The organism is Mucilaginibacter sp., assembly GCF_028288185.1.
In the GTDB taxonomy this organism is placed as follows: domain Bacteria; phylum Bacteroidota; class Bacteroidia; order Sphingobacteriales; family Sphingobacteriaceae; genus Mucilaginibacter.
On sequence record NZ_JAQBOF010000019.1, the window covers coordinates 1 to 19,592 of the forward strand.

Genomic DNA, 19,592 nt, shown 5'->3' on the forward strand with positions numbered 1-19,592 from the left:
AATCTCGGAGTTTCTTTTCCAACAGGAGGAATGCCGCCTGTTACAAAAATTAAAACATCATATTTTTTACGAAGATCACCGGCATCAATAGCCTTCGGATAAATCATCTCAAAATTATAATGGTATTGCTCCATTAACCAGCGCACCCAACCGGCCGGAATTGATCCGCCATAGTTGTTCCATATGGCAATGCGTGTAGGCGAAATTTTAACAGCACCGGCGGGCGTTTTGGCTACCGTAGCAATTTTAAGACCCTGGTCAGCTGCTGCTTTTTCAAGTACTATTTTTGACTGAGCCGTTGCAGGAATATAGAAGGTACCAGGTCCATCACCAGGTACGCTGCTTACACCAGCAGGTAAACGGTAAACGCTAACACCGGCTTTTAATAAATCATTAACTGCAATAAAAGCATTGTTAATAGAAGGGCTTATTACATATCCTGCTTTAGCTACAGATGGTATACTAAGTTTAGGCGGAGATTGAATAGTTCCATAAGGTATCTTTTCAAAAGGCCCTTCAAAACCTTCCGTTATACGGTCGAATTTAACGCCCATTTGAAAAGCGAGGGTCCAGCCGGCAGCGTCATACGGTTTGATTGGAGGGCCTCCCGGATAAAGAAAATCATTCGGGTGATCCTGCGGTTCAAACATATCCATTACATGCGGACGAAATGCCTGATCGTTTTTAACAATGTATGATCCTGCAGCATATTTCTTCCCGGCTACGGTGAAATCTGCGGTAGCTTTTTGTATCTGTATCCCGGATAACATCAGGGCATTAATAAATTTAACTACGGTTGGAAAATCAGCTTGATCAGCAGGAAGTATGTACCCGCGTGCATCCCGGTTAACCGGATCTTTTAATACCTGATCATAATACTTAGCCGGAATATCACCCTCTCTTCCAAAAGCAAACTCACCAGACATATTGTTTGTACTATCTTTTCCGCTTACCACTTTCTCCCTTGCAAAGGCAGTTTTTATAGAGTCAATAAATTTTGGATAAAATGTCCAATGATCGCCACTTCCACGCTCTATAGAATTTTTACCCATCTTATAAATGTTATAAAGCAATTCAGTACGATATCTGGCAGCATAATCAAGCACAGCATAGTTTAAAGACACCGAATAATCTATAGATTGGCGAAAATGCCATGTTTGAGGTATAACCGGATTTGGCGTAGCGCCATTAGGAATTAAGCGCTCGGGCACTAAAGCTATTTTTTGAGGCGTAGGGTTTCCTACAATCTCGGTAAGCAAACCAACCATATTATGGAAATACGGTGTTGTACGTAAGCCACCATTCCACCATGTAGAAAACTGAGAACCAGCACGTTGTGTATAACCAGGCTTTCCTTCCACGTTAAGCCGGTTATTCATGGCTGCACCAACGGCGTCAATACTGGTAACAACCAGGGGATCAAATACATAATTAAACGGATCGCGATAAGGCGGCCCTGCCAGAATAGAGCCTGCCGGACCTGACTGATGATGATTATACATAATTTGAGGGATCCATTCTACAAACAGCTGGCGACTGATGTTCTGGCTTTCCTTCATATTCATCATATAAAAATCCCGGTTATTATCGTGGCCGATATATTTTTCGAACAACCTTGGAATATCCATCTTCCGGTTTTTGGGGTCAGCTTCCCGCATGTACCAGTTGGAAAGAAGCTCCATCCCATCCGGATTGGCATGAGTTAACAGAATAACATCATTTTTTAAAATGTTCATTGTTTCCTCGTCATTGCGGCTTACCAGTTGCCACATGGTTTCAATTAGCTGATGTGCACCAACTACTTCGTTTGCATGCAATCCACCATCAATCCACACTACTGATTTTCCTTCGGTGGCCATGCTTTTAGCCTGAGCATCCGTCAGGTCAGCGGCATGTGCCAGCTTTTGAGATATTTCTTTATAACGATCCAGGTTTTTTAAATTTTCCGGAGAAGAAACAATAAGCATGTATTGATGCCTTCCTTCTTCGGTTAAACCAATATCTACCAACCGGGCACGGTCAGAGGCAGCCAGCTTTTTAAAATAAGCTTCGGTTTGCGTATAAGTTGCCAGTTTATAATCATCCCCTATATTAAAGCCAAAATGCTCTTTTGGCGAAGGGACTGTTTGAGCTCCGGCTATTACCGAACAAAACAGCAGCGGCAAAACAAGTAATCTGTTAATTTTTCTTCTCATAACTAATTGTTTATTAATATATTCTAATATTTAAGCAGACGTATACCATTATTTATCTGTAGAAAAATCAATTGGGCATTCCTGCTTCTGTTACCAATAGCAATAGTGCACGTTGCGTAGCCAGGTAGCCTTTATCATCTAACCACCATTCGCTTAAAGCATGAGCACCACCTGATTTCCCTCCGCTACCAAGCGTAACTGCCGGAACGCCTTTTGAAAATGGGATGTTTGAATTTGTTGAACCTACACCTAAATCCGGTACTGCATGTACAAAACTTGTGGCAGCAATTGCCCGTTGTATAAATGGCAAATTCGGATCTTCTAAACCAGATGGGCGATCCCCGATCAATTTTACATCAACTGTAAGAGGTGGGCCCGAGTGTTTCATTTGGTTCTCTTCCTGTAACCCTTTTTGAACGGCATCCTGAAGCAGCTTGTCAATTCCAGCTAAGCGTTCGGGGCTTTCTGATCTCATATCTACTTCCATCCATGATTCAAAAGGAATTGAATTTACAGATGTACCACCCCCTATAACGCCTACATTATAAGTAACCCGCACGCCTTTTTCAAACGCAAATTTATCAGCATCTAAAACCCAATAATGTATGGCACGAGCCAAGGCATTATGCGGATTGGCCAAACCAAATGCTCCCGAAGAATGACCTCCCAGACCTTTAAAAGTAACCCGGTACCGGTGCGACCCCAGGCCACGGTGTACAATCCTGTTTATATCGGTACCGTCTATAGCTATATAAGAATCAATTTTACCCGGGCCTTTATCGCTAAAAAGGTTTTTAACACCACGCAAATCACCCTGCCCTTCTTCGCCTACCGCACCAACAAATAATATATCGGCGTCAGTTTCTATATCGTTTTGTTTAACAGCTTTAAGTACAGTAAGCACCATTGCCAGCCCCCGGGTATCATCAGAAATTCCGGGTGCGCATAAAGTGTCGCCTTTACTTTTGACCTTAACATCAGTCCCTTCAGGAAAAACGGTATCCATGTGGCCTTCAAGTACAACTGTTCTTTTACCTACACGGCCTTTCCGTTTAGCAATCACATTCCCTACATTATCAATCCATACCGAATCTGCGCCGGCGGCTTTCATCAATTCAGCATATTTTGTTGCCCTAACCATTTCTTTATAAGGCGGAGCAGGTATTTGGGTAAGCAAAAGATGATCCTGTAGCGTTTGCGGCTGCAAATCAACAATTGTTTGAAAAGCTTTTTTTACACCTACTTTATTCGCGACAATGCTAACTTCCCGGCTATATTTTTTATCTGCAATAGCCAGTTTTTTCGTTTCCGGAGCATCTTCCTGGGCATATAGCTCCTGTTGCATGCCTAGCATTAATAAAATCAAGACTAACTTTATCCACTTTCTTTCAAAAAATTTCATATCTATCATTTTTATTGACTCTTAAATCTTGCTCCTACCCTGCAATCACCAGGTTCGCCACGCGCTTCGTCACAAACATTATTAAAATAGGATACTATCCGCCTGCCGTCTGTTAAGTTCAGTATAAACTTAAATTCAAAATAATCATTTACTGAAACGGTACTTAAAACCACTCCGGTTATTGTTGCTAACTGTGCAGCCGTAAAGGTGTAAGTTTTAGGAAACTGGGTAGCCGTATCATAAAGCTTATCTGCCGACCCCACCAGACTTGGAAGCGGAAACTGTGCAATGTTTGGATACTGGTTTCCGGGATAAGATATTACTATGGGGTAAGCCGGAATACTTGCCTCTGCCTTATTAAAGCTGGAGTAAACCTCAATAGATTTCACCGGCGCCGATAAGCCATTAAAATCAGTCCAGTTTAAAGTATAAGAAAACTGTTGATTGGCAACAGCAGGATCTTTCAAATTAAAGAAAACTACCTTGCCTGCCTGCCGTGTTGGCAATGCCGATTTTGTGGTATCAATAGTAACAAGCGGAACGGCAGTATAAGTATAGTTCTGCCATTCGTAATTAACCTTTTTACAGCCAACCATCCCCAATAAAGCAAATGATAAGACCATTATGTATTTTTTCATAACTAATTTTTTATGTTATAATATTTCATTTATAGCTAAATATGTTGGTGTTAGTCAGCCGGTTATTTATTCCAAAAAACAGGAGTGATTTGCTGTGCAACTTGAAGCTGATTTCCATTTGTGGCAAAAAAGGCGTTCGCAGACAATTCTGTTTGAGAATAATAAAGTCGGAGCGGGAATACGTTAAGTGGTGATAAAAGCGGGCGTAAAACCGGTAAACCTGTTCGTCTGTAATCATTGTACACTTCCATACCATTGCCATAACAAGCAATATATTTTTGTGTCATTACCAGGTTTAATTTTCCGGCAGCATCTGTCGCGTCATATTGTGCAAGTAACCTGTTTACATAACCTGTTATTGTTGCGGCAGGCATTGCAATACCCCCATTTGCAGCGGCATAAGTGCTTACACTGCTTAAATTAGCAGTAACTGCATCACTAAGACTTTGCCTGGCATTATCTCCTGTATTTAATGTTAAAGCAGCTTCGGCTCTGATAAATTTAACCATAGCATAGGTGATTAATGGCGTAATGCCCGCACCTGTGCCATCTGTGATTGCCACTACCTTTGTTGAACCGATAGCACCCGTATTTGTAAGATAAAGGTTGGTTAGTGGTAAGTTATTTATCGGGGCGTTGTCATACAAGCCGCCTGCCGGATAAATACCGAAAGTTGAACGGCGGGCCTGATCCGCAGGTGCTGCTGTACCGTCACCTGGATTACGACCATAATAACCATTACCGTTGCTTGAATTATTTAAGCCCACTGTGGCATTTTGCCTGAAAATAAAATACCGCAAACGAGGATCATCAAGACCAAACATCAAATCTATGAACGACTGGCTTTGATAGAAACTTTTACCAGACGTGTATTCTGACTTATGCCATGGATGACGATTGCTCGGATTTATAGACGAACCAAATTTAAAGGTAAAATCAGTCGAATTGCTATTGATTAACGGGCCAGCAATTAAAGTTTTAATTGCCGCGGTTGATCTTGCAGGGTCAACCAAACGGATCTGGTTATACATTTTTAACTTTAATGAGTTAGCCATCGCGACCCATGAAGCTTTAGTACCCGCATAGAATACATCCGAGCTATTTGGAACCAAAGTGGTTGCAGTTATTTTGTTTGCATCCGCAATACCGTCATCTAATAAGGTAAGTAACTTTTCATAAACTGCCGCGCCACCTTCTAAAGCTGGAGCATTATTCTGCTGTCCTAGTTGTGCTTGCGAATAAGGTATATCCCCCCACATATCAACCATTAAGCTATATATATATACCTTTTCAATCTTAGCAATAGCTACATAGCCCCATTGTTGCTGCGTTGTTCCGGCGGTTATAATAGCTTCTATGTCATTCAGCGTTTGGCTATAAAGCCCATCCCAGGAACTACTAAAATCACTGCCTGATTCTTGATAACGGCTTAAAGTACTTGAAGGAATAGTGTGCTGCATAATGGCAGATGTACCATTTATTATTCCTGTAAAATTACCAGCCATTGATATTTCAGTAGAAGGTAATAATAAAGATAACTGTGCCGATGTTGGGTTGTTAGGATCTTTGTTTATGTCTACAAATTTTTTGCAGGAGTTGCCTGTTAACAATATAATTGTCAGCAGCAAAATGTAGTTTTTATATCTTAATTTCATAAGTATATCTGATTTAAATGCCATTGATTTCATATTTTAAAAGCTTGCTCTTAAGTTAAACCCAAACCTTTTAGTTGTTGGAACAACAAGGTTATCATAACCTTGAGAATTACCTGCACCATTTGAACTCACTTCGGGATCAAAATTTGTGTATTTAGGGAAGTTTGGCGCATAATACCATAGGTTTCGGCCGCTTATCGAAATAGAAACAGCTCCGAATGGAGTCTTTTTCAAAACACTCTTTGGTATCTGGTAAGCTAGGGATGCCTCACGCAAACGAAATACTGTAGCATCAAAAACAGAACCTTCACTTACGCCACCGGGCCCTAATCCACCGCTGAAGAAATAGTCCTCATAAGCCATGCCTACGTTATTAGGTATTTCCTTTCCGCTTACATCAAGCAATGGTTTTAGGGTATTCACATTACCTAATACACCGGGAGATACAATTTGGTATTCTCTGCTTTGTGTATCTTTAGTTACACCACGGGCCAGCATATTGCCAATGGTGCTGGAGTAAAGGGCACCACCGTTTTTCCAATCAAATAATACACTTAATGAAAGACCTTTGAAGCTAAAATTATTTGTAATGCCTAATACAAAATCAGGATTAGGATTGCCTATTGCTTTTTGAGCAGGCGAGGTAAGCGGTTTTCCGGTATTAGGATCTATCAATATATTACCTGCATCATCACGTGCATAACCAGTGCCATATATTTGGCCGTACGGCTGGCCAACAATGTGTACAGAGCCCCCGTAAACAAACTGCTGGTAACCCCCTAAATTATTAATGATGTTTCTGTTACGGGTAAAATTGGTTGATATATCCCAGTTAAACCCACCATTAGTACGTATAGGCACCAAATTAAGCCCTACCTCAATACCACTATTTGTAGATTTACCTAAATTAAGTATTTGCGAGGTGTAGCCTGTTGAAGGAGCCGCGGTTACTTCAAATATTTGAGAAGTACTCTTTTTATTATAATAAGTAAAATCTAAACCAATACGACTATCAAAAAATTGCAATTCTGTTCCTAACTCCAGCTCGGTAATAAATTCGGGCTTTAAATTATTGTTAGTAAGCAAATCGGTTTGTGTAACCGTGTTAAAAGTACTACTGTTAGCTGGGGTAAATGGTGTACCTATACCGCCTGTAGTTGAATTAATTAAATAGAATTCTGCTGTTTGGTAGGGTGTTGCTTCATTACCAACCCGGGTATATCCTCCTCTTATTTTACCAAAATTAAGTATATTATCGGGCAGTTTTAATGCTTTAGAAAACACGAATGACCCATTTGCTCCACCATAATAATAGGTCCTGTTGTTTACAGGCAACGTTGAAGATATATCATTACGACCCACTAAGTTTAAAGAAAGATAATTCTTATAGTCAAAGGTCATATCTGTAAAAAACGCGTAAAATCGTTGTTCAATAAAATTTCTGTTATTTGTTAATTGTATAGGTGTAATAGAACTTGTATTGGTAATGGTATTTAAGTCGGCAACAATCATTCCGTCACCATAAAAAGCTGTACGGCTTGTTAAACGCTGATTAATATTATTACCTACTATCCATTTTAAGGACCAATTTTCTGAGAGCGCTTTTGTGGCAGTAATCAACAGGGTATTATCAAGTTCCTGGCGGTAAATATTGTCTATTGTAATATTTCCCGGGCTATAAGAAGAAGCACCTTTTCCGCTAACATCTACGCGCCTGTCTGTATATCCATTAAAACCGGCAGTATTTTGGATGTTTAACCACGGCAACGGGTCAAATCCTATCACTAAGTTTCCATAATAACGATCGACATTACTGGTTGAAACACTATGTTTAACAGACCAGTAAGGGTTATTAATACCAGTATAATCATATACATTACTACCATCTATTGGGTTTTCATAAGGATTATTTGTAAGGTCATAACTTGTAGGAGTATACATTAAGGCCGCCATGATAGACCCGCTACCGCCAATAGGAGGTGTTTTTTGATTTGTCTGAACATAATTGATAGAGCCGCTTACATAAAATTTATTTTCAAGCTTGATGTTACCGCCCAAATTTATTGAGGTACGGCTAATAGTATTATTGGGGACTACACCAGTATTGTCACTTTTGGATATACCGGCCGTAAAGCTGCCTTTTTCGCTACCTGAAGAAATGGAAATAGCATTTTCAAATAAACTACCTGTTTGAAAGAAGTCTTTTACGTTGCTCTGAGCATACGATTTATAGGGTATCTGGATAGGTGTTACACCATCCGCCTGATAAAATTGAGGAAATACCGCTGAACTAAACGTACGGGTTAACTGGTGCGGAATAGTTGTACGTGTTGGAAGAATACTTGTAATCCCCGGAAAAGGCTGTCCCCATGATGCATAAACACCTTGCCTGTAATCGTTATTAGTTCCCTGTCCGTAACTGGTTTGATAATCAGGTAAACCAGAAACGTTTTCAACAGCATAAGATGTGCTATAGGTTATTTCAGTTCCTTTCCTGCTCTGCTTCTTTCCTGATTTTGTTGTAATTATAATAGCTCCGTTAGCGGCTCTTGAACCATATAGGGCCGCAGCTGCAGCACCCTTAAGAACGGTCATGCTTAAGATGTTGTTTGGATCAATGTCATAAGCACGGTTAGTAACGGCAGCAGCACCAACGGTGGTGTTACCAACGTTTGCAAAGCTTGAGTTATCAAATGGTATACCGTCCACAACAAATAACGGCTGGTTGTTTCCGTTAAGAGAAGAATTACCTCTGATAGTAATATTTGTAGCACCACCTGCTGCACCACCAGATGAAGCAATATTAACGCCGGCTACTTTTCCCTCTAATGCTCTTAATGGATCCGCTTCTGATTTTTGAGCTAATTTGTCGGCATTAACTGTTGTTACAGAATATCCTAATGAGTTTTTTCCCCGTTTAATACCGGCTGCAGTTACCACAACTTCATTAAGCCCTTTTGAGTCATCTACAAGTTGAGCATTTACCACAGAGGCATTACCTACTGTTATTTCCTGCGTTTTATAACCTATATATGTAAAAACTAAAACACTTTGGTCACCCGAAACAATTAATGAATATTTCCCGTCTATATTTGTAGCGGTACCCTTATTGGTGCCTTTAATTAATACGTTAACTCCCGGCAAAGTAGATCCGTCTGTCTTTGATGTAACTGTTCCTGTAATTGTCCGTTCTGCAACATTTATTGGTGTAATAAGTGTTGCTTTGTCTGAAACTGGTTTGTCATCCTTTTTTAGAATGATGTAACCGCTATTATCATTCACAGTATATTTAATGTTTAATTTAATAAACAGCGTATTTAAAATAATACCCAGTTTTTCCTGGCTGGCATTAATAGTAACTTTTGTATTAAGCGGGATCATACTGGAGCTGTAAACAAACTTTACATCAACCTTATTCTTAATATTACTTAATGCATCATTTAGCGTAACGTCCTTTACGTTAATTGATAGTCTTTTATCTAAAATCTGTGCATAATCAGGACTTGCGAAAGCTATACCCGATAATACGGTCAGCGCAATGATTTGTAAAACTGATATTCGCATAAGCTTTATTAAAAAATTCTTTTTCTTTTTCCTACATTTTTGCATACATTTATTTAATTTTTGTTGATTTTCTGATTGAATGAGACAAAAAAATCCCCTTACCCAAACAATGGGTTATTCTTATAGAGAACTAAGGGAAGTATATTGCAGAGATGGATTCAGCATCTCTGCTTTTTTATTTAGAGAGTTCTTTTTTAAATCATAGGCAATTATCTTAGTTAATCAGTTTAATTAGTTTAGTTAATTAGTATGTGTTTATCTTTTAATATTATAGCGTCTCCATTTATTTCATAATCAATATTAAGCGCTTCACTCATCATTTTAATTGTATTTTTCAAAGATTGATCTGTAAAATCAGCAGTAATCAGGCGATTGCTTATTGAGGAGTCTTTAACAGCAATAGATATACCGAACTTCTTTTCAATTCGCTTTAAAACGTCTTCTACCCGTACATCATTAAATAACATATCGTATTCTGTTCCTTTGGTAAGTGCCGTAACATCAAAAACAGGTTTTACTACTTTAATAATAACGTTTTTTAATGGTGAGTATATGGCCTTTTGATAAGGATGCAAAGTAATTGTTGTGTTTTTTGAACTTAAAAAAACACGTCCGGTTAAAACATTCACCTCTATTTTATTATTGGCATGCCTAATATTAAAGCTTGTACCCAATACGCGGGTAGTTAAAGTACCGCAATGAATAATAAAGGGATGTGCTGCGTCTTTAGCTACCTCAAAAAGGGCTTCCCCTTCCAGGCTAACACTTCTTATGGCCCCTTTAAACTTTACAGGGTAATCCAATTTACTATCGCCCTTTAACCAAATAATAGTCCCGTCTGAAAGTATTCTTTTGGTAATATAGCCCGATGAATTTTTAATTGAAGCATATTGTTCAATATTGAACACATCTTTAAGTTTGGCCCGAAAAACAACTATAAAAACACCAAATAAAATAATACAGGAAGCAACCTTTAAAAAGGGATACATACGTACTATCAATGCAGGGCTTTTTTTTACAGGCTTTATATGTTCGATTAATCGCTTATATGTTTCCCTTTTAGTATTGTCCCGCTCAGACTTGGGTAAATTATCAAATGCTGTAGAATCAGTCAGATGGTCAAGCATCATCTCAACTTTGATTTTTTCCTCAAAACTTAGTTGATCTTTTAGATACTGATCAATTAATTTATCAAACTTTTCTTGCATTTATTACAACAATATATATGGTTATATATGTAAGTCAATCAACGGGGCCGATACACCTAGTCACTATATGATTTTTTTAAAAAAAACTCATTAAACGATCTATAATTGCAAATAAAACACAAATAAAGTATTAGTATAATACTAAAACAGCGAAAATAGTGCGACTAACTAAAAGAAAAGTCCACTTAAAGTTGACCTTAGTTGCTTTAATGCCTTAGTGAGATGATTTTCTACCGTTTTATGAGAGATATTTAACAGATCGGCTATGTTTTTTATAGATTGATGCTCATTCCTGCTCAATCTATAAACTTGCTGACATTTATCAGATAATTTTGAAACTTCATTTTCAATAAAATCTTCCAAATCTAATAAGTGTATATTTTCTTCGTTTGAATTATCATATAATGATTTTTCAAATAAAATATAACTCGCAGCATATTTTCTCTTTACTTCTTCGGAGCGGATATAATTTAAAACTTGAAATTTAACAGCTGAAAACAAATAAGCTTTTAGTGAATTTGTGATAGATAAGTCCTCACGCTTATTCCATAATGAAAGAAATGTTTCCTGAACTATTTCTTCACAAATCATTTTATTTCTTAAAATATTGTAGGCATAACTATAAAGAATTGACCAATTGAGTTGATATATTTGCTCAAAAGCAGATATATCTCCCTCTTTTAAACAAGCGAGAACACTTTCTTCGTTATATTTAGAATATTTTTTAATGCTAATATAATTTTAAGATCACCTAATCGTAAAATTAAAATTTTTATTTATAAAAAACGCATTATTATCTTAATAATAATGAAATACATTCACCAAAATGGCATTTTTAGCATCAAAATTTTTAATTTAATTAGTGATATTGAAATTTAACCTAAAAAATTAAATAAAATCAGGCTTTTTTTTTCAAAAAATCAATTAATTTTTAAAAACAAAGCAATTTATCGCCCTTTGCTTTTTTTTCTGTACGGTTAATGTGCCGGTTGCTTTTTCCGGAGACATAATAGCAAATCAAAATGAGAAACTTAGTGGAATATCATGGACACAATCGCATGAAGTTCGAAATCCTACATGGGATAACTTTAAATTTCACTACAAATAAAGCCCTGGCATGTTTTAAATACATCAGGGCTTTACTTTGTATTAATCAGCAAGGTTATTATTTTAATATCCCGTCAATAATATTCAATTCTTCGGGTGTAAACTTGGTGTTTTCCAGGCATTTTAACGAGTCCAATAATTGCTCGGGCTTGCTTGCTCCTACCAGCACCGATGTTATCCTATCGTCTTTTAAAATCCATGACAGTGCCATGTGCGCCAGTTTCTGTCCGCGTTGTTTGGCCAGATCATTTAGCTTTTTAACTTTCTCTATCTTGTCAGGGGTGATGCTATTTTCGGTTAATGAGTCGCCCACTTTTAACGCGCGCGAATCTGCCGGTATACCATACAAATATTTATCGGTTAACAATCCCTGTGCCAATGGCGAGAAAGGTATACAACCTATCCCCTCCTCTTCCAGTACATCTAGTAAGCCACCCTCTACCCAACGCTCGAACATGGAGTATTTAGGCTGATGGATAATTATTGGCGTTCCCATTTGCTTTAACATAGTGATAGCTTGCTTAGCTTCGGGTGCTTGATAGTTTGATATACCAACATATAAGGCCTTGCCCTGGCGAACAATCAGGTCTAAAGCAGCCATTGTTTCTTCCAATGGTGTTTCCGGATCTGGGCGATGGTGATAAAATATATCCACATAGTCCAGCTTCATCCGTTTTAAGCTTTGATCTAAACTTGATACCAGGTATTTCTTGGTTCCCCAATCGCCATAAGGGCCATCCCACATGGTATAGCCGGCTTTTGATGATATGATCAGCTCATCGCGGTGATCGCGGAAATCAGAATGTAATATCCGCCCAAAATTCTCCTCGGCCGAGCCCGGAGGCGGGCCGTAATTATTAGCCAGGTCGATATGGGTAATACCATTATCAAAAGCGGTTTTAAGGATATTACGACTGTTTTCAAGTTGATCATAATAGCCAAAGTTTTGCCATAAGCCTAATGATACAGCAGGCAGTTTTAAGCCGCTTTTGCCACTGCGTTTATAAGGCATTGATTGGTATCGTTGTTCTGATGGTTGGTAAGACATAAATAGAAGTTATTGTGTCAAGACTTACGAAGTTTAATTCGATGTTTTTTATTTTCAAAGGCCTCATTGAGGGCTTTGCCGTTTAAAAACTTCGTAAGTCTATACGCACGTTTATTAGTTTAATTGTGGATTACTCTTTTTAAAATAATTATTAAAAAACAACAAATGGTATTGTATAGAGTTTGCCCAATATTGCGAAGTATGCGCACCCGGACGAGCCGTAAAATCATGCGGAATGTTTCTTTCCAACATTTTTTCGTGCAATTCGTTATTTACTTTAAAAAAGAAATCATCTGTACCGCAATCAAAAGTTATGGCCAGCGAGTTTGCTGTTAACAGGTACAACATATTGGTAACTGTATTTTTCTCCCAGTTCTCCGGATTTTCGGCATAACTGCCCAGGCGTTTGGCCATATCCCAATTTTTAGGGAACGGGCGAATATCAACACCGCCGCTCATACTGCCAACCGCGCCGAACAGATCCTGGTGACGTATAGCCAAATACATTGCACCATGCCCGCCCATGCTAAGGCCCGAAATTGCGCGGCCGGTTTTATTTTTTATGGTTTTATAATTTTTGTCGATAAAGCCTATCAGCTCTTTAGTTACATAAGTTTCATACTTAAAAGTCGGATCAACCGGGCTATCAAAATACCAGCTGGTAACGCCACCATCGGCACAAACTATCATCAGGTGATAATAATCTGCCAATGCCGCAATATCGTGATTAACGCCATAAAATTGTTTATAGTTACCACCGGCACCATGCAATAAATAAACAACGGGATATGCTTTGCCCTGCTCATAATCAGCAGGCGTAATAACAACCGCTTTTATTTTTTTGTGCATGGCATCGCTATAGGTTTCCACCGTATCAACCTTGGCTGCTTTTACCAGCGTTACTGTAAATACAAGGAAAGCTATCAGCAATAAATTTCTCTTCATCGTTATAATTAGTTTACAGGTTTAAAGGTTATGGCACGCAAGTTTATATACTGCCAGTTTGTAGGCACAGCCGTTACAGTTATGGTATTTACGCCCGCTTTGGTAATTTTAATTTCGCTAAGGCTTATTTTATTATACTTGGTCATGCTGGTTGTGCCCTTAATTGCGGCGGTTACAGTTTGGTCGCCAATGGTTATGTTAATAGCCTGGTCATCTTTAAGTGCCGATGCAGCTGCTTCCATGGTATAAGTACCGGCTTTAGCAACCTTAATTTGCCATGATGCTATTGATTTTGGATCTGTCCAGTAACCTAAATTAGGCGTTCTCGAACCTTCTGCCTGTATAGAACCTTTTACATCGGCATCAAAAGGATTTAATACAAACGAGCCGTCTGCTTCGGCAGATTGAACAAGTTGCGTAACCTTAGGCTTGCCTTTTATCAGCAATTTTATTACAGTCGAATTTTCATCCAACGCCGCAGTAGGTACTGTTATTGATACGCCCTCGGCTGTTTTCTTACTTTTTAAAACCGTGCTATTTGCCAGCATTTTTGCTGATATAACTGTGTTATCTAATCCCGGCACTACTAACTCGCCATTAGTCGGCCAGTCAAATACATGCAAATAAAGCATGGTGTTGCCATCAGCTTGTTCCTTAGTGGTACATCTGCCCCATGGCAACCTGCGGAAAGGGCTTGCTGTAGTGCCATAAATAGCTTCTCCGTTTACTTTGGTCCATGCACCCAGGTCATTTAATATGCTGATGATAGGATCAGGAAATTTACCATTTGATTGCGGGCCAACATTTAACAGGTAGTTGCCGCCTTTCGAGGCGATATCAACCAAATTGCGTATCAGCGTTTTGCTCGATTTCCAGTTATGATCGTTGGTTTTAAAACCCCAGGTATCATTCATGGTCATACAAGCTTCCCAATAGCGGCCCGGTATCCCCGTTGCAGGTATGTATTGTTCAGGGGTTTCCAGGTCGCCCTGTACACCACCGCCCAACCTGTTGTTGGTAATAATGTTTGGATGATCTTTTAACAGCGGAGTGATCTTGGCAGCACGTGCCGGAGTCATATCCGTTGGTACGTCCCACCAAAGTTCTGCCACATCACCATAATTATTTAATATTTCTTTTATCTGGGGGATAGCTACTTTGTCTAAATAATCATCAAAACTGCCATCCTGTTTTTTATCCCAATGGCCGCCAGCGGCAGCACCGCCGGCATTGTTCCAGTCGTTAGCTTGCGAGTAGTAGAAACCCAGCTTCATGTTATATTTACGGCAGGCATCAGCCAGCATTTTTATAACATCTTTGCCATAAGGGGTACGCTTAACGATATTCCAATCGCTGGCCTTCGAGTCGAACATCGCAAAACCATCATGGTGTTTGGTGGTAATTACAATGTATTTCATACCTGCGGCTTTAGCCATCAGCACCCATTTTTCGGGTTCGTATTCGGTTGGGTTAAAATCTTTAGCATAAGCCTGGTAAGTATCTACCGGGATCTTAGCATCGTGCATAAGCCACTCGCCCAAACCTTTAAATTGTTTGCCTTCATATACACCGGCGGGTACGCTATACACGCCCCAATGTATAAACATGCCGAATCGCGCCTTGCTCCACCACGCCATGCGCGATGTTTCAACAACAGCATGTTTTACCGTATTTTTTTTAGGCGATGGACGCTTTGCCGGAACATCGGCGTTAGTTAAAACAGAACATAGCATTAAAGCGGCAGATGCTAATATAACATTGCCCAAACCAGTATATTTTCTCATTACTGAATTATTTAGTCGAACGATTTATAAAGATTAAACTTTTGGTTCCCATCCCGGCTCATAAGTACGGCTCCATAGCTTTTGTGCTTCAGGGTCGTTTAATATATGCGCGTTTTTCGGGTCAAGGTGCAAGTCGCGGCCAACGCGCCATGATATGTTGCCTAACTGCATGGCAACAACGCTCTTATAACCTAGTTCAACATCACAATTTGGCGTTTTATTATCGCGGATACTTTCTAAAAAGTTAGCTACGTGTTGGCTATCCATACCTAAGCTTGGGCTGGCGGTGTTGCGGCCCTGTATACCCGCATCTTCTGCCGGGCCGGCCTTTTTAATTTCTTTTACCAGTTTTCCGCTTTGATCGTATATGGTGTAATTTTCGCCATCGGTGTTCATGCTGCCGTTATCGCCATAAAATATTACACCACGGTCTGCGCCCTCTATCTTCATTCCGTTCGAGCTGCGGTTTTCCCACATCAACGATACACGGCCCGGGTAATCCATTGTTACAATTTGGGTATCAGGAGTTTCCCATTCGTCTTGAAACTGGTAGCGGCCACCTACTGATGATACACGGGTAGGCAGATCAACACCTAGTCCCCAACGGGCCAGATCCACTTCATGTGTACCGTTGTTTAAGGCTTCGCCTGTACCATAATGCCATTTCCAATGCCAGTTGTAATGGATCAATCCATCCATATAAGGCTTACGTGGTGCAGGGCCCTGCCATAGTTCATAGTTCAACCAATCCGGAACAGCTGCCGGCTTATAAAAATTTGCTTTACGATTGTTGGTATACCAGGCTTTAGCGAAATACACACGACCGATAACACCGTCATGCAATTCTTTAACCGCCTGTATAGCCAATGGTGACGAGCGGCGCTGCGCACCCATTTGTACAATACGTTTATATTTACGTGCCGCGGCCACGGCCATCTCGCCCTCGTGCGGGTTATGGCTCAATGGTTTTTCCACATACACATGTTTACCTGCCTGGCAACCCATTATAGCCATTGGCGCGTGCCAGTGATCAGGGGTTGCTATATAGATGGCATCAAGGTCTTTTTCGGCCAATACCTTGCGTACATCACCTTCGCCTTTTGGCCCGTCGGTTAGTTTGCTGGCAGCAGCTACTTTTTTCTGAGTTATTGGGATAGTTCTTGAATCCACATCGCATACCGTTTGTACCAGGCAATTTGGCTGTTTGGCAAATGTGGTACACATACTGCCGCCACGGCCGTTAAGCCCGATGATTGCTACGTGTATACGATCATTAGCGCCTATTATACGGTTATAGCTTTTTGCTGTAAAGCCAAAAGTTTTGGCGCCTAATGCAAGGCCGCCGGTTGTAATAGCCACTTTTTTAATGAATTCTCTTCTCTTCTCCATGAGTACTAGAATAAGGGGTTTATGTTTAATTGGTTTGGGAAATAAAGTTACAATAATTTAGATACGACAATCAAAAAATCGGAAATCAGTTTTGTAATAATTTGAATACGTGGGATTGGTAATTGGTGATTAATGGCGTTCCCTGCGGGCCGGGCTTTACGCTCATACTGCAGGCCTTAGCCACAAGGCAGGTATCCGCTGCAATCCCTAACGCTGCAGGGGCGTTACTATCAGCGTCGACTCACCCCGACATCGCGTTGCTCGTCGACCCTCTCTTCGCCTTTGGCGGAAAGAGGGTTGTTTATAGCCCTCTTTCCCGCTTACGGGCAATGTCATTAGTGTATGGGGATTACAAATCCGGATCAACGGGGGGTTATATTTCAATACGAACGTCTAACATAGGCTTATATCCTAAAAGATCAGTTTTGGGGTGGAAGATTCTTCTTAATAGCTAATCTCCAATTTATATCCTTTGCTGCGAATAACAACAATTTTGATATTCGGATCAAGTTCCAATTTTTTTCTAAGTTTTGATATGAACATATCCAGGCTACGCCCCACAATAACACCTTCATCCTCCCATATCTCTTTTTGCAGCCGGCTTCTCTCTATAGTCTGGTTAGGAGACAACGCGAAAATTCGGAGCAAACGGGTTTCAGTTCCGGTCAAGTCTATCGTCTTTCCGTTTATTATGAGCTTCCGATTCTTCGAGTCGAACAAAACTGAGCCCAAAGTAATCAAGCTCGCATGTTGATCATCCTCAGGTAGCGTTCTTCTCGGCTTAACAGCTCTCAAAAAAATAAAACCAACAAATGCTAAAAATGGCAGGCTGCCCAAAAGATATCCATTCTTTGCATTTATCCCCGTCGGTTTAAATTTAACGTTGATCATGTAACGTCCTCTGGGCTGCTTTCTTCCTCTGCATGGTACAATATCATTTTTTTTATTTTTGGATATTGCGTAGCCATAGGCCACACTGGAGTTGCCACGGTTCAGAACGTTAACAATATAATCACGTGCGAGCGGGTCATCGGCCAACAAACGCCGCGTAGTATTCACCAGGGAGTCCGATTGAAAAGTAAGCTCATTCTCAAACCTGATCTGGTACTCATTTTCTGCGATCTTTTTTACCGGAAGCACTCGTGATGTACGGTCGCCCGACTGTGTGAGTAGCTCATCTCCGATCCTGCGGAGTAAAACTTCCCTCCTGGCGATATCAAAGTCATCATTGCCGGTCATACTGAAAGCCACGCAGATCACAGAGATAAACGAGAGTAATATCAATCCGTACAGGTACTTGCGTTTCCCGGCGAGGAGATTTCGGCTAAGATGCATAGTGTCAAGTTTTTATTTACAAAGTTTACATTTTTATTTACAATCCAAACCGCTCAAGCCCAAAAATATCAAAGTAGATTTGCTGAATCAAATTTGATAGGATGTGAAAAATAAAAGAAACGTTCTATGTTTTACTTTAAATTTAAAAAAATGAAAAGATTATTTTTATTTGTTCCGGCTATCCTCCTGGTATTATTTCTATTAAATTCTTTTGTACTAAAAGAAAAGGCAGCAGGAGATAAAACAACAACAGGCACTAAATCAGTGTCTGCAACCATAATTTTAAGATCTGCTGACGGCGGACAAACATGGCAGGACATTAGCAAAGGGTTGCCTGAAAATTTGCAGAGAACAGGGGTGTGGTATCATGGTTTATTTGCAAATGACCGTGGGCTCTACGTACGTGCCGGCAATGGGGTTTATCACAGTGAACCAAATTCCACAACTTCTTTTTGGACAAAAGAGATTTTCCCTGGTAAACAGCGTGATATCGCCCCTGGCAAGAATGGGATATTTGCATACGATTTTAGGGGACAATTTTTAAAAAAAATAAACGGAACGAGTGATTGGTCGCCCATGTACACGGATTTTCAAGAGCAAGCCGTACGCATAGACAAAACGGTAGATTGGATGTACAAGAATTATAAAGCGAGAGAAGTACGCTCCGTTTTTGAAACTGCCGGAGGCACAGTTCTCATTAGCTCCAATAACGGCCTTTTTAGATCCACTAACAAGGGAAAAACCTGGGAACAAGTGCAAGTTGGAGATGGTGCAATGAGATTGGCAGAGTCAAACGGTGTATTGCTGTCTACCAGCAACGAGGGAATATTAAGATCGACCGATGATGGTCAAAACTGGGATCGTGTGGTTAGTGAAGGGGGGGCTGGCATCGCTGTGGAACCTATCAATGGAGGATTTGCTGCTATTGTCCACAACACAATAACCCAAACAAACACCATACACATTTCACTTGATAGTGGAAAAACCTGGAATACCATAGGTGAAGAACTTCAGCCTTCCTGGTATAGATCATTTATCACAAAAATAAGCGGGCAATCTTCATTGAATGTTTTTTCCATCAAACAAGCGGGTAAATATTTAATATGTGGTCGCGCGGATGGTATATACCGGTCGGCTGATATGGGCAAAACATGGAAACTGTTACTTCCTTCTGTAAAAAATATGGGCTTCAATCTATCTGTTTCAGGCAACGTGATTTATGCCATACCAAATAAAGGATGTTGAAAAATCCGGACCAATTTCGTTGCGGATCTTTTGATCCGCGTGGGGCATTGGGTATGGGGATTGCAAATCCCCTGAAA

At 40.0% G+C, this 19,592-nt stretch carries 13 protein-coding genes; 1 reads left to right on the forward strand and 12 read right to left on the reverse strand.

Annotated elements, in window-relative coordinates:
• The 12 genes from JWQ34_RS07510 to JWQ34_RS07565 form a co-directional block, all read right to left on the reverse strand.
• The coding region (locus tag JWQ34_RS07510; protein WP_299356070.1) for a M14 family metallopeptidase at nucleotides 1-2,195 on the reverse strand (2,195 nt) is incomplete at its 3' end.
• 67 nt (nucleotides 2,196-2,262) lie between these two features.
• Nucleotides 2,263-3,597, reverse strand: coding sequence for a M20/M25/M40 family metallo-hydrolase (locus JWQ34_RS07515; protein ID WP_299356072.1), 1,335 nt, complete (start codon nucleotides 3,595-3,597; stop codon nucleotides 2,263-2,265).
• An 11-nt stretch (nucleotides 3,598-3,608) separates the two neighbouring features.
• Nucleotides 3,609-4,235, reverse strand: coding sequence for a hypothetical protein (locus JWQ34_RS07520; RefSeq protein WP_299356074.1), 627 nt, complete (start codon nucleotides 4,233-4,235; stop codon nucleotides 3,609-3,611).
• Between the two features lie 62 nt (nucleotides 4,236-4,297).
• The gene (locus tag JWQ34_RS07525) at nucleotides 4,298-5,890 is read right to left on the reverse strand and encodes a SusD/RagB family nutrient-binding outer membrane lipoprotein (protein ID WP_299356076.1); all 1,593 of its coding nucleotides are present in this window, start codon (nucleotides 5,888-5,890) and stop codon (nucleotides 4,298-4,300) included.
• A 36-nt stretch (nucleotides 5,891-5,926) separates the two neighbouring features.
• Entirely contained in the window at nucleotides 5,927-9,454 is a 3,528-nt protein-coding gene (locus JWQ34_RS07530) for a SusC/RagA family TonB-linked outer membrane protein (RefSeq protein ID WP_299356078.1), read from the reverse strand.
• Between the two features lie 236 nt (nucleotides 9,455-9,690).
• Nucleotides 9,691-10,662, reverse strand: a complete 972-nt coding sequence (locus JWQ34_RS07535; protein ID WP_299356080.1) for a FecR family protein — start codon at nucleotides 10,660-10,662, stop codon at nucleotides 9,691-9,693.
• A 168-nt stretch (nucleotides 10,663-10,830) separates the two neighbouring features.
• Nucleotides 10,831-11,397, reverse strand: coding sequence for an RNA polymerase sigma-70 factor (locus tag JWQ34_RS07540; protein WP_367278604.1), 567 nt, complete (start codon nucleotides 11,395-11,397; stop codon nucleotides 10,831-10,833).
• A 430-nt stretch (nucleotides 11,398-11,827) separates the two neighbouring features.
• Nucleotides 11,828-12,817, reverse strand: a complete 990-nt coding sequence (mgrA, locus tag JWQ34_RS07545) for an L-glyceraldehyde 3-phosphate reductase (protein WP_299356082.1) — start codon at nucleotides 12,815-12,817, stop codon at nucleotides 11,828-11,830.
• A 114-nt stretch (nucleotides 12,818-12,931) separates the two neighbouring features.
• Nucleotides 12,932-13,762 carry an alpha/beta hydrolase family protein gene (locus JWQ34_RS07550; protein ID WP_299356084.1) on the reverse strand — a complete coding sequence of 277 codons (831 nt, stop codon included), beginning with the start codon at nucleotides 13,760-13,762 and terminating at the stop codon, nucleotides 12,932-12,934.
• An 8-nt stretch (nucleotides 13,763-13,770) separates the two neighbouring features.
• Nucleotides 13,771-15,546: an alpha-L-fucosidase gene (locus JWQ34_RS07555; protein WP_299356086.1), complete on the reverse strand. Its 1,776-nt coding sequence runs from the start codon at nucleotides 15,544-15,546 to the stop codon at nucleotides 13,771-13,773.
• A 33-nt stretch (nucleotides 15,547-15,579) separates the two neighbouring features.
• The gene (locus tag JWQ34_RS07560) at nucleotides 15,580-16,935 is read right to left on the reverse strand and encodes a Gfo/Idh/MocA family oxidoreductase (RefSeq protein ID WP_299356088.1); all 1,356 of its coding nucleotides are present in this window, start codon (nucleotides 16,933-16,935) and stop codon (nucleotides 15,580-15,582) included.
• A gap of 444 nt (nucleotides 16,936-17,379) precedes the next feature.
• Nucleotides 17,380-18,270, reverse strand: coding sequence for a winged helix-turn-helix domain-containing protein (locus JWQ34_RS07565; protein WP_299356090.1), 891 nt, complete (start codon nucleotides 18,268-18,270; stop codon nucleotides 17,380-17,382).
• Nucleotides 18,271-18,420: 150 nt separating this feature from the next.
• On the opposite strand from JWQ34_RS07565, the gene JWQ34_RS07570 reads away from it, so the two are divergent.
• Complete coding sequence (locus JWQ34_RS07570) at nucleotides 18,421-19,515, forward strand: exo-alpha-sialidase (protein WP_299356092.1); 1,095 nt, start codon at nucleotides 18,421-18,423, stop codon at nucleotides 19,513-19,515.
• Nucleotides 19,516-19,592 lie beyond the last annotated feature (77 nt).

Excerpts from the sequence above, each read along its gene's own strand:
- JWQ34_RS07515 (WP_299356072.1), bottom strand. The coding sequence starts at position 3,597 with ATGAAATTTTTTGAAAGAAAGTGGATAAAGTTAGTCTTGATTTTATTA.
- JWQ34_RS07520 (WP_299356074.1), bottom strand. The coding sequence starts at position 4,235 with ATGAAAAAATACATAATGGTCTTATCATTTGCTTTATTGGGGATGGTT.
- JWQ34_RS07525 (WP_299356076.1), bottom strand. The coding sequence starts at position 5,890 with ATGAAATTAAGATATAAAAACTACATTTTGCTGCTGACAATTATATTG.
- JWQ34_RS07530 (WP_299356078.1), bottom strand. The coding sequence starts at position 9,454 with ATGCGAATATCAGTTTTACAAATCATTGCGCTGACCGTATTATCGGGT.
- JWQ34_RS07535 (WP_299356080.1), bottom strand. The coding sequence starts at position 10,662 with ATGCAAGAAAAGTTTGATAAATTAATTGATCAGTATCTAAAAGATCAA.
- mgrA (WP_299356082.1), bottom strand. The coding sequence starts at position 12,817 with ATGTCTTACCAACCATCAGAACAACGATACCAATCAATGCCTTATAAA.
- JWQ34_RS07550 (WP_299356084.1), bottom strand. The coding sequence starts at position 13,762 with ATGAAGAGAAATTTATTGCTGATAGCTTTCCTTGTATTTACAGTAACG.
- JWQ34_RS07555 (WP_299356086.1), bottom strand. The coding sequence starts at position 15,546 with ATGAGAAAATATACTGGTTTGGGCAATGTTATATTAGCATCTGCCGCT.
- JWQ34_RS07560 (WP_299356088.1), bottom strand. The coding sequence starts at position 16,935 with ATGGAGAAGAGAAGAGAATTCATTAAAAAAGTGGCTATTACAACCGGC.
- JWQ34_RS07565 (WP_299356090.1), bottom strand. The coding sequence starts at position 18,270 with ATGCATCTTAGCCGAAATCTCCTCGCCGGGAAACGCAAGTACCTGTAC.
- JWQ34_RS07570 (WP_299356092.1), top strand. The coding sequence starts at position 18,421 with ATGAAAAGATTATTTTTATTTGTTCCGGCTATCCTCCTGGTATTATTT.